General features: G+C 64.3%; 12 protein-coding genes and 1 pseudogene. 8 read left to right on the forward strand and 5 right to left on the reverse strand.

Annotated elements, in window-relative coordinates:
* The 4 genes and pseudogenes from Q0L57_RS26355 to tpiA form a co-directional block, all read right to left on the reverse strand.
* Positions 1-225, reverse strand: a pseudogene (locus tag Q0L57_RS26355) (CTP synthetase); the annotation flags it as partial.
* 219 nt (positions 226-444) lie between these two features.
* Positions 445-1,569 (reverse strand): L,D-transpeptidase, encoded by a 1,125-nt coding sequence (locus tag Q0L57_RS26360; protein ID WP_296746021.1) that lies wholly within the window; start codon positions 1,567-1,569, stop codon positions 445-447.
* 213 nt (positions 1,570-1,782) lie between these two features.
* Positions 1,783-2,316: a preprotein translocase subunit SecG gene (gene secG / locus Q0L57_RS26365; RefSeq protein ID WP_296746011.1), complete on the reverse strand. Its 534-nt coding sequence runs from the start codon at positions 2,314-2,316 to the stop codon at positions 1,783-1,785.
* Between the two features lie 169 nt (positions 2,317-2,485).
* Positions 2,486-3,253 carry a triose-phosphate isomerase gene (tpiA, locus tag Q0L57_RS26370; RefSeq protein ID WP_296746012.1) on the reverse strand — a complete coding sequence of 256 codons (768 nt, stop codon included), beginning with the start codon at positions 3,251-3,253 and terminating at the stop codon, positions 2,486-2,488.
* 146 nt (positions 3,254-3,399) lie between these two features.
* Here tpiA and Q0L57_RS26375 point away from each other — a divergent pair, with 146 nt between their 5' ends.
* The 6 genes from Q0L57_RS26375 to lexA all read left to right on the forward strand — a co-directional run bounded on the left by Q0L57_RS26375 (position 3,400) and on the right by lexA (position 9,665).
* On the forward strand, positions 3,400-5,295 hold the full coding sequence (locus Q0L57_RS26375) for a peptidyl-prolyl cis-trans isomerase (RefSeq protein ID WP_296746013.1): 1,896 nt from the start codon (positions 3,400-3,402) through the stop codon (positions 5,293-5,295).
* Positions 5,292-6,302 (forward strand): anthranilate phosphoribosyltransferase, encoded by a 1,011-nt coding sequence (gene trpD / locus Q0L57_RS26380; protein WP_296746014.1) that lies wholly within the window; start codon positions 5,292-5,294, stop codon positions 6,300-6,302. Before Q0L57_RS26375 ends, trpD begins: the two co-directional genes overlap by 4 nt.
* 4 nt (positions 6,303-6,306) lie before the next feature.
* Entirely contained in the window at positions 6,307-7,119 is an 813-nt protein-coding gene (gene trpC / locus Q0L57_RS26385; protein ID WP_296746015.1) for an indole-3-glycerol phosphate synthase TrpC, read from the forward strand.
* Positions 7,120-7,121: 2 nt separating this feature from the next.
* Positions 7,122-7,601 (forward strand): cyclic pyranopterin monophosphate synthase MoaC, encoded by a 480-nt coding sequence (gene moaC, locus Q0L57_RS26390; protein ID WP_296746016.1) that lies wholly within the window; start codon positions 7,122-7,124, stop codon positions 7,599-7,601.
* A gap of 1 nt (position 7,602) precedes the next feature.
* Positions 7,603-8,808 carry a gephyrin-like molybdotransferase Glp gene (gene glp, locus Q0L57_RS26395; RefSeq protein WP_296746017.1) on the forward strand — a complete coding sequence of 402 codons (1,206 nt, stop codon included), beginning with the start codon at positions 7,603-7,605 and terminating at the stop codon, positions 8,806-8,808.
* A 116-nt stretch (positions 8,809-8,924) separates the two neighbouring features.
* Complete coding sequence (gene lexA / locus Q0L57_RS26400) at positions 8,925-9,665, forward strand: transcriptional repressor LexA (protein WP_296746022.1); 741 nt, start codon at positions 8,925-8,927, stop codon at positions 9,663-9,665.
* Here the strand turns inward: lexA and Q0L57_RS26405 are convergent.
* Positions 9,659-12,115 carry a ComEC/Rec2 family competence protein gene (locus Q0L57_RS26405; protein WP_296746018.1) on the reverse strand — a complete coding sequence of 819 codons (2,457 nt, stop codon included), beginning with the start codon at positions 12,113-12,115 and terminating at the stop codon, positions 9,659-9,661. The two genes, lexA and Q0L57_RS26405, sit on opposite strands and share 7 nt — an antisense overlap.
* 102 nt (positions 12,116-12,217) lie before the next feature.
* Between Q0L57_RS26405 and gltX the strand changes: the two genes are divergently transcribed.
* The gene (gene gltX / locus Q0L57_RS26410; protein WP_296746019.1) at positions 12,218-13,642 is read left to right on the forward strand and encodes a glutamate--tRNA ligase; all 1,425 of its coding nucleotides are present in this window, start codon (positions 12,218-12,220) and stop codon (positions 13,640-13,642) included.
* A 180-nt stretch (positions 13,643-13,822) separates the two neighbouring features.
* The coding region (locus Q0L57_RS26415) for a citrate/2-methylcitrate synthase (RefSeq protein WP_296746020.1) at positions 13,823-14,141 on the forward strand (319 nt) is incomplete at its 3' end.

Here is a 14,141-nt window from a genome sequence, read left to right on the forward strand (position 1 = left end):
GAGATCGAGATCGGTCTCGGCGCCGTCGTCGGTCACGAACACTTCGCCGTGCTGGTACGGCGACATCGTTCCCGGGTCGACATTGAGGTATGGGTCGAGTTTTTTGATCCGGGCGCGATAGCCTCGCGCCTGCAGAAGAGCCCCAAGAGCTGCTGCGGCAATGCCTTTTCCGAGCGAGGAAACCACGCCGCCTGTGATGAATACATATCGCGCCATGGGAGTCATCGCTTAACGCGGCCGGATTGATTCCGCCAGAGAAAAAACCGCCGCGAAGGCTTTTTCCCAAAATGGCGCTGGTGCCTGCGGGCAGGCATTTGCGAAGCCTGTCGCCCAAACGGCCAAGCCGTTTTGGGCGACAGGCAAAAGACTCAAAACAAAAAGGGCCGGCGGTGCCGGCCCTTTCGGCATGCTAACGACCAGTCGTCAGATGATAACGACTAGTTGTTATATGATAACAACTTTGGTGCCAATCCTGACGCGGCTGTAGAGGTCCATGACGTGCTCGTTGATCATGCGGAAGCAGCCATTCGAGGCGCTGGTTCCGATCGACTGTGGAGCGATCGTGCCATGGATGCGCAGATGCGTGTCCTTCTTGCCGTCATAGAGGTAGATGGCGCGCGCTCCGAGCGGATTCTCGCCGCCACCGGCCATGCCGTCCTTGTACTGGCCATAGTGCTTCGGCTCGCGCTTCTGCATGTCGAGCGTCGGGATCCAACGCGGCCATTCCTGCTTGTCGCCGACCGCAACCGTGCCCTTGAACTGCAGGCCCTCGCGACCGACCGCAATGGCATAGCGGCGCGCCGTAGAATAGGTTTCGACGAGGTAGAGGCGCCGAGCGCTGGTGTCGATGACGATCGTGCCGGGCTCGTAGCCGGAGAAGGCGACGTCCTGCGGCACGTATTCGGGCTTCACCTTGAAGGGCCTCTTTGCGTCCTTCCTGGCAAGCGCGCTGTCGAGCGCGCGTGTTTCGGGCAGATAGTCGATCGAACTTGCCGAAGCGCCGCCGAACAGGCCGGCGAAGAGCCCGTTGCTCGCCTGCTTCTGGCCGGGTGCTTCGCTGCGCAATTCGCCATTGTTACCGGTGCTCGTGATGTTCATGGCCTCGGCCGGAATCGGCTGCTCGGGCTGGAGGGGCGCGAGCGGCGCGACAGGCGTAAGCGGTTCAAGCGTCTTGGTCGCCTTCTTCTTTTCCGGCTTGGCGTCGGCCACTTCAGTCGCCGCGGCCGAGCCGTTCTTGGCCAGCCACTCCTGGCGGGCAGCGTCGGCCTTGGCCTTGGCCGCCTCGCGCATCGCCAGCTTGCGGGCCTCGAGCGCCTTGTCCTTGGCGGCGGCCTTGTCGGCCTCGATCTTGGTTTCGAGCTTGCGAATCTGCGCAAGGTCGTCGGAGGTCGGGTTCTTCTTCTTCTTCAGAATCCTCAGCTGCGACGCATCGCTCTTGGCGGTGGCGGGAATGGCGCCGGTCGTCTCCATGGACGGCGAAGCGGCCAGGTTTGCCGGTGCGGCAATGGCTGCGGAACCCATGCCGAGGACGGCACAGAATCCCAAGATAATGAAGCTGCGAAGCTGCATGGCGAAGATCCGATCGTTCAATGCTTGTTGCCCACGGCGTCGCCCGGCGCCCCCCAAGGACGCCGAAAAGTGCCGCGCGCAATCTATAATCGATTAGCCACGGACCCCTCAAGCGCGGCAATGCGCTACGCTTGGTTGAATCTTCGTGATCGAGCGGCATTTGCCGCGACTGTGTTCAAACAACAACAGATCGCGGCCGCAATGCTTGTCCGGCTATTGGTTCGGGACCTGTGGGGTGACCGGCAAGGTGACACCGTTGGTCGCGGGCGGGGTGGTCGGATTCGCGGGCGCCGGTGTGGCAGGCGCAGGCGCCGGAGCCGTTGTCGTCGCGCTGTTGGACAGCGGTGTCGTGGTCGTCGCGCCCCCTGACGGGGCCGCCGGCGCGGCGGCGCCAGCCGGGGCCGCGGGCGCCTTGCCGCCGGCCGGTGCGACCGGACCGCTCGAGCCCGGCAGCTGGTTGAGCACGCCCTTGCCGGCATTGTCGGTAGTCGACGCCGGGGCGCGGTCAAGGATGTCGATCGGCTTCTCGCCATAACGGGCGAGAACGGACAGCGCCAGGGAAGTCACGAAGAAGGCGGCCGCCAGGATCGCGGTCGCGCGGGTGAGCGCGTTCGCGGCGCCCCGCGCGGTCATGAAACCGGAACCGCCGCCGATGCCCAGACCGCCGCCTTCGGAGCGCTGCAGCAGCACCACGCCGACAAGGGCGAGCACGACCATGAGGTGGACGACGATCAGTACGGTTTCCATAATTTATCCTGGCGAGGCCTTGCGCGGCCGCGCATACGACCGATGATTTGGAGGCGGCTCCTTACAATGCTTTGGCAGCATTTCCAAGCCCGTGGCCGGGAATATGGGGAGCAATACGGCCATTGCAACGATTTTGGCCGAACCCCCGCCGCCGCGATGTCCGCAAAGCCTATGCGATGTTCATGTAGGCTTCCGCGATGGCAAGGAAGTCGGCTGCCTTGAGGCTGGCCCCCCCGACCAGCGCGCCATCGACATTCTCGACGCCGAGCAGTTCCACCGCATTGGAAGGCTTGACCGAACCACCATAAAGGATGCGCATCTTGGCCGCCGCGTCGCCGAGCAAGGCGGTCAGTTTGCCGCGGATATGCGCATGAGCCTCGGCAACGTCGGTCGCGGTCGGCGTCAGGCCTGTGCCGATGGCCCAGACCGGTTCATAGGCAATGACGGTATTGGCCGCAGTTGCGCTGGTCGGCACCGACCCCGATAGCTGGCGCGACAATATATCAAGCGTGGTGCCGGCCTCGCGTTCGGCTCTCGTCTCGCCGATGCAGATGATGGCCACTAGGCCTGCGCGCCATGCCGCGGAGGCCTTGGCATGGACGACCTCGTCATCGTCGCCGCATTGCTCGCGACGCTCGGAATGGCCGACGATCACGTGGCTGGCGCCGGCATCCTTCAGCATCTCTGCCGAAATCTGGCCAGTATACGCGCCGCTCTCCTCAGGATGGCAATCTTCTCCGCCGACACGCACGGGTGTGCGCGAAAGGATCTCGGCGGCCTGGTGCAGCAATGTCGCCGGGACGCAGACCGCGGCTTCCGTCTCCGCATCTAGCCCGCTCATGAAGCCGTTGCCGATCATCCGCAATTCGTTGAGCGAGGCGCTGGTGCCGTTCATTTTCCAGTTGCCGGCGACGAGCGGGCGGATTCCAGGGGTCATGGCACGGTCTCTCCAGGCGGGACAAAAGGCAGGCGCCCTCACTACCAAAATCAGGCCACAAAGCAATCGACACTGGCGCGGAAGGGCGCTATTGCGCTTGTTTCAGACTCGGCGCATGCGAAATTGCGCAAAAATCGGAAGTAAGCATGCTTGGTATATTGAGAAGCGCGGCGAGTACCTGGATCGCGAAGACGTTGCTGTCATTGCTGATTCTGAGTTTTGCTGCCTGGGGCATCACCACGCGCATGGTGGGGGGCGTGCTGGCTGGCCATCATGCTGTGATCACCGCCGGCGGCACCGAGGTTTCGATCAACGAATACCGCCTTGCCTATGATCGCCAGATCAATGTGCTGTCGCAGCAATATGGCCAGCGCATCACGCAGGAGCAGGCCAAGCTGCTCGGCATCGACAACACGGTGCTGGCGCAACTCGTATCGGGCGCGGTGCTTGACGAGCAAGCCCGCAAGCTCGGGCTCGGCCTCTCCAAGGACAGGCTGGCCGAGTTGACGCGCGACGATCCTGCCTTCAAGGGGCCAAGCGGCCAGTTCGACCGCAGGACATTCGAATATCTGTTGCGCCAGGTCGGCATGCGGCCGGAAGATTACCTCAAGAACCGTTCGCAGGTGGCGGTGCGCCAGCAGATCGTCGAGGCGGTCTCGGATGGCCTCAAGGCACCGCAGACCTTCCTGAAGGCAGTCGCGCTCTATCGCGGCGAAGACCGCACGATCGATTACATCGTGTTGCCGAAGACGCTGGTGCAGCCCATCGAGGCGCCGTCGGATAGCGCGCTCTCGGCCTATTTCGAGGCCAACAAGAAGAACTATGCCGCGCCGGAATACCGCAAGTTCTCCTATGTCCGGCTCGAACCACAGGACATCATGGACCCGTCCTCGGTCACCGACCAGCAGGTCGCGGACGACTACAAGAAGAATATCGCGCGCTACACCACGCCCGAGATGCGCACGATCGAGCAGTTGGTGTTCAAGACGCCCGACGCCGCCAAGGCCGCCTATGATTCGCTGAAGACCGGCGCCACCTTCGACAAGATCATCACCGCCGAGGGCAAGACACAGGCCGACACCGTGCTCGGCACGCTTGCCAAGGACAAGATCGCCGACAAGGCGGTGGCGGACGCGGCTTTCGCGCTCAATGTCAATGAGGTCAGCCCTGTCGTTCAGGGCGCCTTCGGTCCGGTGCTCTTGCGCGTCAGCGAGATCAAGCCGCAGGTCGTGAAGCCGGTCTCGGAAGTATCCGACCAGATCCGCAAGGATCTGGCGCTGGGCGAAGCGAGCCGCATCCTGCTCGATGTGCATGACAGCTATGAAGATACCCGTGCGTCAGGAGCTTCGCTCGCTCAGGCAGCCGACAAGCTGAAGCTCAAGGACATCACCGTCGATGCGATCGATCGCACCGGCTTGCGGCCTGACGGCACGATCGTGAAGGACCTGCCGGAATCGCCCGAGCTGATCAAGGCTGTCTTCGCTGCCGAACCCAACGCCGAGAACGAAGGCATCACCACCGCGGACAACGGCTTCGTGTTCTACGAGGTGCAATCGATCACGCCGGCGCGCGACCGCACGCTGGACGAAGTTCGCCAGAAGGTATTGGCCGACTGGACAGCCGCCGAGACCAACAAGCGGCTCGACGCGAAGGCGCAGGAACTGGAAAAGCGCCTGAAGGCCGGGACGACGCTCGACGTCATAGCCGGCGAGCTGAAGCTCGAAAAACAGACCAAGCGGGGCCTGAAGCGTGAGGCCGATGACGCCGATTTTGGCAAGGAAGGCGCCGCCGCGATGTTCGGCGTCGGCGAAGGCGGCACCGGGCTGATCCCCTCGCCTACCGGCGACGGCCAGATCCTGTACAAGGTTGCCGAGGTCTTCGAACCGGCCGGCGCCGACGGCAGCTCGGTTCCGGAAGATGCGCAGAAGTCCTTCGCCGGTGGCATGTCCGACGACCTGCTCGACCAGTTGGTGGCGCAGCTGCAGTCGCAATACAACGTCCGCGTCGATCCGAACGCCATCTCGCAAGCACAGACACGATGAGCGCGCTAAAGACCCACATAGCCAAGGTGGCTACCGGCTCGGCGCTCTCCTTCGAGGAAGCGCGCGAGGCCTTCGACATCATCATGTCGGGCGACGCCACGCCCGGCCAGATCGGCGGCTTCCTGATGGCGCTGCGGGTACGCGGCGAGACGGTGAGCGAGATCTCCGGCGCCGTCGCCACGATGCGCGCCAAGATGCTTCGGGTCGAGGCTCCGCATGGCGCGATCGATATCGTCGGCACCGGCGGCGACAACTCCCACAGCGTCAACATCTCGACCGCGTCGGCCTTCGTCATCGCTGCGACGGGCGTTCCGGTCGCCAAGCATGGCAATCGCGGCCTGTCCTCGCTGACCGGATCGGCCGATGTGCTGACCGCGCTTGGCGTCAAGATCGACATCTCGCCTGAAACCATTGGTCGCTGCATCCATGAAGCCGGGGTCGGCTTCATGTTCGCGCCCGCGCATCATCCGGCGATGAAGCATGTCGGGCCGACCCGGGTCGAGCTCGGCACGCGCACGATCTTCAACCTGCTCGGTCCGCTGTCGAACCCGGCCGGCGTCAGCCGCCAGATGGTCGGCGTTTTCCTGCCTGAATGGATTATGCCGGTGGCCGAGACGCTGAAGGCGCTCGGCGCCGACCATGCCTGGGTCGTGCATGGCGACGGATATGACGAGATCACCACAACCGGCGAGACTCAGGTTGCCGAACTTGCGGGCGGCGAGATTCGCAGCTTCATGCTGACGCCGGAGGCCGTGGGGCTGAAACGGCACACCAAGGAAGACCTGCGTGGCGGCGACGCGGCCTACAACGCCAAGGCGCTGCGCGACATGTTGGGCGGTGCTGCCGGCGCCTATCGCGACACGGTGCTGATGAATGCCGGCGCCGGACTGGTGATAGCGGGCAAGGCGACGACACTCGCCGACGGCATCGAAGCGTCCGCGCAGGCCATCGATAGCGGCCGGGCGCTCGCGGTGCTCGACAAGCTCGTCGAGATTTCGAACGGATAGAACCTTGTCGGACATCCTGCGCAAGATCGAGGCCTATAAGCGCGACGAGATCGCGGCAGCTAAGCTCAGTGTGCCGCTCGCCGAGGTCAAGGCGAAGGCCAGTGACGCCTCCGCTCCGCGCGGTTTCCTCGCCGCGCTCGAAGCCAAGCGCAAGGACGGCGGCTTCGCGCTGATCGCCGAGATCAAGAAGGCGAGCCCGTCCAAGGGGTTGATCCGCGCCGATTTCGATCCGCCGGCGCTCGCCAGGGCTTATCAGCAAGGAGGGGCAGCCTGCCTGTCGGTGCTGACCGACGCGCCGTCCTTCCAGGGTGCGCCGGCCTTTCTGACCGCCGCGCGCGCTGCGGTTGACCTGCCCGCCTTGCGCAAGGACTTTCTCTTCGATCCCTACCAGGTCTACGAGGCGCGCGCCTGGGGCGCCGATGCCATCCTGATCATCATGGCCAGCGTCGATGATGTGTTGGCCCGCGAGCTGGAGACGACTGCCTTTGATCTCGGCATGGACGCGCTGATCGAAGTGCACGATGAGAAGGAAATGCAGCGCGCGCTTAAGCTGTCGTCGCGCCTGATCGGCATCAACAATCGCGATCTGAGAACGTTCGAGACCAGTCTCGGCGTCTCCGAGCGGCTTGCGGGCATGGTGCCGGCGGACCGGCTCCTGGTCAGCGAGAGCGGCATCTTTACCCACCAGGACTGTCGCCGTCTGGAGAAGAGCAGGATAGGCACCTTCCTCGTCGGCGAAAGCCTGATGCGGCAGGCCAATGTCGCCGCGGCGACAGAGCTTCTGCTCACGGGCAAGGCGCCGGCCGAGGCCGTTTGAGCATGGCTGCCCTGACCCATCTGGGCGCCGGCGGCGAGGCCAACATGGTCGATGTCGGCGACAAGGCCGAGACGACGCGCACGGCGACTGCCCAAGGTTTCGTCTCGATGCGGCCTGAAACACTGGAGATGATCCTGGCCGGGAACGCCAAGAAGGGCGACGTGCTGGGCACCGCCCGCATCGCCGGCATCATGGCCGCGAAGAAAACGCATGAGCTCATCCCGCTCTGCCACCCGCTGCTGCTCACCAAGGTCGCGGTCGAGATCGAGCCTGAGCGCACCCTTCCCGGCCTCAGGGTCACCGCGCTCGCCCGTGTCACCGGCAAGACGGGCGTGGAGATGGAGGCGCTGACCGCGGCCTCCGTCGCCTGCCTCACCATCTACGACATGGCCAAGGCTGTCGATCGCGCCATGGTGATTTCCGGCATCAGGCTGGTCGAAAAGACCGGCGGCAAGTCGGGCGACTACAAGGCGGGTTCGTAGGATGGCGCTCGTACCGCTTGCCGAAGCGCTCGCGCGCTTGCTGGACAGCGCCACTGCATTGCCTGGTGAAAGCGTTGCGCTGGCGGATGCGGCCGGTCGGGTACTCGCCGGGCCGCTGGTGGCATTGCGCACCCAACCCCCGTTCAACGCTTCTGCCATGGATGGCTATGCCGCGCGATCCGCCGATGTGGCATCAGTGCCAGCACAGCTCTCCGTCGTTGGAATGGCGCCTGCCGGGCACGGCTTCGCCGGGATTGTCGGCAAGGGCGAGGCAGTGCGCATCTTCACCGGCGCCCCTGTGCCGGAAGGCGCCGACACCATCGTCATCCAGGAAAATGTCCGCGATCTCGGCGGCGCTGGCATCGAGGTTACGGAACCGACTGCCGCCGGGCGCAACATTCGTCGCGCCGGCCTCGATTTCGAGCGCGGCGACGTCGTGCTGGATAAGGGCCGATTGCTCGATCCGGCGGCGCTCTCGCTGGCGGCGTCAGCCAATCACGCCAGCCTCGACGTGGTGCGTCGGCCATTGGTTGCCATCATCGCGACAGGCGATGAATTGCTGCCTCCGGGCAGCGAGCTCGGTCCTGACCAGATCATCTCGTCCAATGCCTATGGTGTCGCCGCCGCGGCGCAAGCGGTGGGCGCCCGCGCGCTTGACCTGGGCATCGCCGCCGACCGTCACGAAGCGATCGCGGCGCTGGTCAGGAAAGCCGTAGCGGCAGGCGCCGACGTCATCGTCACGCTCGGCGGCGCCTCGGTCGGCGACCACGACCTGATCCACGACGTGCTGACCGGCGAAGGCATGACGCTCGATTTCTGGAAGATCGCCATGCGCCCGGGCAAGCCGCTGATGTTCGGCCGGCTTGGCGATATCCGGTGCATCGGCCTGCCCGGCAATCCCGTAGCGAGCCTCGTCTGCTCGCAGCTGTTCCTGAAACCGCTTCTGGCGCGCCTCGGTGGTCGCGCCCACCGACAGGATATCCGCGCGGCGCGGCTTGGCGCCGCCATGCAGGCCAACGATCTTCGCCAGGACTATGTGCGCGCCCTGGTGCGAGAGGACGCCGGAACACTGGTCGCGACCCCGTTCAGCATCCAGGATTCCTCGATGCTGAGAATGCTCGTCGACGCGAATGGTCTGATCGTGCGCGAGCCCTTCGCGCCAGCCGCCGATACCGGCGCCGAATGCAGCGTTCTGATGTTACGCTGAACAAAACGTCAACACATTCACTAAACTTTAAACGGTTGCGGAACACAACTGGAACAGATAGTGTTTGTTCTGGGTTTGTTTTTCTGATTCTGGTTTCAGAACCCGTGGGGGCCGCCATGCTGACGCGCAAACAACATGAACTCTTGATGTTCATCCACGAACGGCTGAAGGAAAGCGGTATCCCGCCCTCTTTCGATGAGATGAAGGAGGCGCTCGACCTTGCCTCCAAGTCGGGCATCCATCGTCTGATCACGGCGCTGGAAGAGCGCGGCTTCATTCGCCGGCTCCCGAACCGGGCGCGCGCTCTTGAGGTGCTGCGATTGCCCGACTCCATTGCGCCCGGCCTCAACGCGGCGAAGAAATTCTCGCCAAGCGTCATCCAGGGAAGTCTCGGGCAAAGCAATCTTGGCAGGCAGATCAAGCCGGCGACGACGCCCTCACGTACACCAGCGCCCAGCAATGACGACGCCGTTTCTGCAGTGTCCATTCCGGTCATGGGGCGCATCGCCGCCGGCGTGCCGATAGACGCCATCCAGCACCAGACGCATTCGATCTCGGTGCCGCCGGACATGATCATGGGCGGCGAGCACTATGCGCTCGAGGTCAAGGGCGACTCGATGATTGAGGCCGGCATTTTCGACGGCGATACCGTCATCATCCGCAATGCCAACACGGCAAGCCCTGGCGAGATCGTGGTGGCGCTCGTCGACGACGAGGAAGCGACGCTGAAGCGCTTCCGTCGCAAGGGCGCCTCGATCGCGCTTGAAGCCGCCAATCCGGCCTATGAAACCCGCATTTTCGGGCCGGACCGGGTCAAAGTACAGGGCAAACTCGTCGGGCTGATCCGCCGTTATTGAGCCGGCGGCGGCTTCGCGTCCGTTTTCTCGGGCCGCTTATATGGCGGCAGGCCCCTCGCCTCGCGTGAGTATTTTCGCTGCTCATGCCAGGGCCGGTACGGCTTTTCGACGGCATATTGAATGGTCGCTCGTGCCGTCGCCGATTGCCCGTCGAAGAAGACGGCAGCACTGCCGTCGAGTGCGAGTTGGCGCTTGGTGACGACGAGTATGCGCGGATCGCGACATGGGTTGTAGGCCGTAGCATCGTTGATGACGACGAGATCGGCAAAGCCGCAGGCCGGCCGGGCGGCACTGCGGTTTTCCGCCAGGGCAACGATAGCGCCGGTCGAATGCCGTGCAATGCATAGATCGCCGGCGCAATAGAAGGGCGATCCTGGCGGCAGGTCGACAGGATTGCCGATGTCCGGCGAGCCCTTGGCAAATGTCTCCGGCGGAACGATGATTTCGGCCTGTAGCGCCCGTTTCCAATTGTCCGTGGTGAATTCGTTCGAGCGTGCGCGGTTGAGGGCGAGTTCGCCGGCGCCTATCGGCATTGCCACCAGATGCGCATCCTCGGAGATGAGCACGTCCGGCGTACGGACATGCGGTATCGTCAGCAGCGCCGCCAGCGCGAAAGGAACGGCTGCCAGCCTGAGCCAGGTGGTGGCCATGGTGCCTATGACCAGGGCAACCGTCGCCAGCAGCACCGACTGGATCGAAATCAGCCCGACGGCATCGACCGGCGAGCGTTCGGACATCCACGCCGAGATGGCGATCATCATCGTTAGGCCTTTGCCCATGACATAGAGGAAGGGGCCGTCCAGGCCGAACGGCATGGCGAGCGCGCTGAAGACCGCGAACGGCATGACGATCAGCGAGACGATAGGCGTGACGGCCAGGTTGGCGAACAGGCTGAGCGGCGAGACGCGCTGGAAATGCCAGATCGCGAACAAGGCCGTAGCGCTTCCTGCGATGAACGATGTCAGGGCAGCCCCGCCAGCGCCAACCGCCAGCTTTCGTGACATGAATCCCAGGAACGAGCCCTTTATCGGCGCCGCAGTCGCCTTGCCGGCGCGATAGTCGGCCCAGCCGGCATAGGCGCCGACAAGCGCCGCGGTGGCCGCGAAAGACATCTGGAAGCTCGGGCCGACCACTTCATGCGGCGACACCAGGATGACGGCGATGGCCGAAATGGCCAGATTGCGCATCGTCAGCGCGGCGCGATCGAAAAGCACGGCCACCAGCATCACCGCCAGCATGATGAAGCTTCGCTCGGCCGCGACCACCAGGCCGGAGATGACGAGATAGGCGGCAATCGACACCAGCGCGATAGCAGCGGCATACTTCTTCACCGGCCGGCGCGAGGAGAAGTCGGGAAAGAACGCGAAGGCGCCGCGCAGGAGAAGCATGATCGTGCCGGCGACCAGCGCCATGTGCAGGCCGGAGATCGAAATGATGTGGTAGATGCCGGTCCGGCGCATCGCCTCGTTGATTTCCTCCGGGATACCCGCACGCACCCCGACGATCAGTGCGGCGGCAATCTCGCCTTCCGGCCCGCCGACCGAGCCTCTGATATGATCGGCGATGCTCTCGCGCGCATTCTCGATCGCCGAGGCCAGGCGCGCATCGAGCGGTATTTCGGTTGCCGGCAGCATCTTCGGGTCGCCAAGGAAGAAGCCACTGGCCCCGATGCCGGTGAAATAGCTGTCGAAGGAAAAGTCGTAGCTTTCCGGACGGATCGGTCCTGTCGGCGGCAGCAGCCGGGCATAGCCGCTCACCAGCGATCCCGCCGTCAGGCCAGGTGGAACCCGCCGCGCCGAAAGCCTGACGCGCTCCGGCGCGTAGCGCAGTTTCGGGTTGGCCGTGGAGATCAGGTCGATGGTCAGCCTGACACGTCCATTCGCCATCGTTTCGGCAATGGCGACGCGGCCTGTCACCCGCGTCTGGATTTCGGAGCCGAGCATCGGCGTTGCCGCCCGCCAGGTCTCAACCTTGGCGGCGAGAAAACCCAACGCGCAGAACAGCGTCGCCATGAAAAGAAGATGCGTCTTTTGCCATGACCGCGAAACAGCTGCGCAAACACTCAGCAAGGCTACAGCCGCAAGTGGACGGTAGGGATCAGGTTCGGCGTCCAGCGAGAAGTAGAAAATCACGCCGGCAGCAAGGAATACCGGTGCCAGCAGGAAGACGATGCCACGGTCCAGTTCCATGGCGGCGGCGGTGGTTAGATTTTGGCGGAGCGCCGGAAGCGAAGCGCGCCGAAACTGGCTGCGCAATCGGTCGGTGATTGCCGGTGGTGAAATCCCGCGAAACACCCCGCTGTCGGGTGTCAGAATCTCATCTGGCGGGCTGGGTTCCGGAACCAGAACTGGCGCCGGTTCGAAAGACGCCACGCCGGCAAGCAGCAGGCGCTCGCTGACGCCGACCGTCGTCTCCTCGCCTTCCCCCGCGCCCCGGCCCCGTTCAGCCATCGGGTCTGCCCCTTGCGCCCCAGACCGCCTATGCTACATGAACGCGCGGCGCGCGAAAGTCCGCACAACCGTTGCCTGTTCCAGAGCCACCCTGAGAGTTCTATGTCCGACAAGGTCGTCACCCGTTTTGCCCCCTCGCCGACAGGCTTCCTGCACATCGGCAGCGCGCGCACAGCGCTATTCAACTGGCTCTACGCAAGACACACTGCCGGAACGATGCTGCTGCGCATCGAAGACACCGATCGCGAGCGCTCCACCGAGGCGGCCACGACCGCCATCCTGGAGGGGCTCACCTGGCTCGGCCTTGCCTGGGACGGCGAGGCAATCTCGCAGTTCGAGCGCGCGCCGCGCCACCGCGAAGTGGCCGAGGAGCTCGTGCGTAGGGGCAAGGCCTATTACGCCTATGAGACACCCGCGGAACTCGATGCGATGCGCGAGGCAGCGCGGGCCAAGGGCCTGCCGCCGCGCTACAACGGCCAGTGGCGCGACCGCGACCCGTCAGAGGCGCCCGCCGGTATCAAGGGCGCCATCCGCGTCAAGGCGCCAACCGAAGGCGAGACCGTCGTGCACGACCGCGTGCAGGGCGAGGTGCGCTTCCCGAACAAGGATCTCGACGACTTCATCATCCTGCGCTCGGACGGCAACCCGACCTACATGCACGCCGTCGTCGTCGACGACCATGACATGGGCGTCACCCACATCATCCGTGGCGACGACCATCTGACCAACGCCGCGCGCCAGACCGTGATCTACAATGCCATGGGCTGGGACGTGCCGTCGATGTCGCACATCCCATTGATCCACGGCGCCGACGGCGCAAAGCTGTCGAAACGGCATGGCGCTCTCGGCGTCGAGGCTTATCGCGCCATGGGCTACCTGCCCGAAGCCTTGCTGAACTACCTGGCCAGGCTTGGCTGGAGCCATGGCGACGACGAGGTGATGTCGATCAAGGACATGATCGCCTGGTTCGATATCGGCGACGTCAACAAGGGCGCCGCCCGCTTCGACTTCGCCAAGCTCGAGGCTCTGAACGGCGTCCACATGCGCAAGATGGACGACCAGGCCCTGTTCGACGTCTTCGTCGCGACCTTGCCTTATCTCGAGGGCGGTCCGGCTCTTGCCGCGCGCCTCGACGATAAACGCAAGGCCCAATTGCTTGCCGCCATGCCAGGCCTCAAGGAGCGCGCGAAGACCTTGGTCGAGCTGGTCGACGGCGCGGCCTTCCTGTTTGCCGAGCGGCCGCTTGCCCTCGATGAGAAGGCTGCAGGGTTGCTCAGCGACGAGGCGCGCACGATCCTGCGTGGTGCCCACGCGGCGCTTGCGGGGGTCTCCAGCGAGTGGAGCGCCGCGGCGGCCGAGGCTTCGATCCGCGACTTCGCGCAAGCCGGCGGCCACAAGCTGGGCGCCGTGGCCCAACCGCTTCGGGCTGCGCTGACCGGCCGCAGCACCTCGCCCGGCGTGTTCGACGTGCTTGCCGTGCTTGGCCGCGAGGAGAGCCTGGCGCGGATTGGAGATCAAATCGATTAGGAGCGAACTGGCCCAAGAAGATTGGCATTGAAAGGTGTGTTTCGCAGTGCAACATTAGGCCTTGGCCCAATCTGGCACGCACCTCCTAAAATGCGGTGGCGAGTTCGCGCATTCCGGTGATTTCGACGTGTCGTTTGCAGGAATTGCCTTGCCGGCATGAGGAACATGAAGGAGTTGAGAATGAGCGAAGCTGCGACAAAACTAGAACCGGGCAGCAAGACGCATGCGCCGACTGCCAAGCTCGAACTGGCCGGCAAGACGCATGAATTCAAGGTGCGAAGCGGCTCGGTCGGACCTGACGTCATCGACATCGGCGCGCTCTACAGCACCACCGGCGCCTTCACTTACGACCCGGGCTTCACGTCGACGGCAAGCTGCGAATCGGCAATCACCTTCATCGACGGCGACGCCGGCATCCTGCTGCATCGCGGCTACCCGATCGATCAGCTTGCCGAGCACGGTGACTTCCTCGAAGTCTGCTACCTGCTGCTCTATGGCG

It is taken from the genome of Mesorhizobium sp. (genome assembly GCF_024509055.1).
Taxonomy (GTDB): domain Bacteria; phylum Pseudomonadota; class Alphaproteobacteria; order Rhizobiales; family Rhizobiaceae; genus Mesorhizobium.

Excerpts from the sequence above, each read along its gene's own strand:
- lexA (WP_296746022.1), top strand. The coding sequence starts at position 8,925 with ATGCTGACGCGCAAACAACATGAACTCTTGATGTTCATCCACGAACGG.
- tpiA (WP_296746012.1), bottom strand. The coding sequence starts at position 3,253 with ATGACCCCTGGAATCCGCCCGCTCGTCGCCGGCAACTGGAAAATGAAC.
- glp (WP_296746017.1), top strand. The coding sequence starts at position 7,603 with ATGGCGCTCGTACCGCTTGCCGAAGCGCTCGCGCGCTTGCTGGACAGC.
- Q0L57_RS26405 (WP_296746018.1), bottom strand. The coding sequence starts at position 12,115 with ATGGCTGAACGGGGCCGGGGCGCGGGGGAAGGCGAGGAGACGACGGTC.
- Q0L57_RS26375 (WP_296746013.1), top strand. The coding sequence starts at position 3,400 with ATGCTTGGTATATTGAGAAGCGCGGCGAGTACCTGGATCGCGAAGACG.
- gltX (WP_296746019.1), top strand. The coding sequence starts at position 12,218 with ATGTCCGACAAGGTCGTCACCCGTTTTGCCCCCTCGCCGACAGGCTTC.
- trpD (WP_296746014.1), top strand. The coding sequence starts at position 5,292 with ATGAGCGCGCTAAAGACCCACATAGCCAAGGTGGCTACCGGCTCGGCG.
- moaC (WP_296746016.1), top strand. The coding sequence starts at position 7,122 with ATGGCTGCCCTGACCCATCTGGGCGCCGGCGGCGAGGCCAACATGGTC.
- secG (WP_296746011.1), bottom strand. The coding sequence starts at position 2,316 with ATGGAAACCGTACTGATCGTCGTCCACCTCATGGTCGTGCTCGCCCTT.
- Q0L57_RS26360 (WP_296746021.1), bottom strand. The coding sequence starts at position 1,569 with ATGCAGCTTCGCAGCTTCATTATCTTGGGATTCTGTGCCGTCCTCGGC.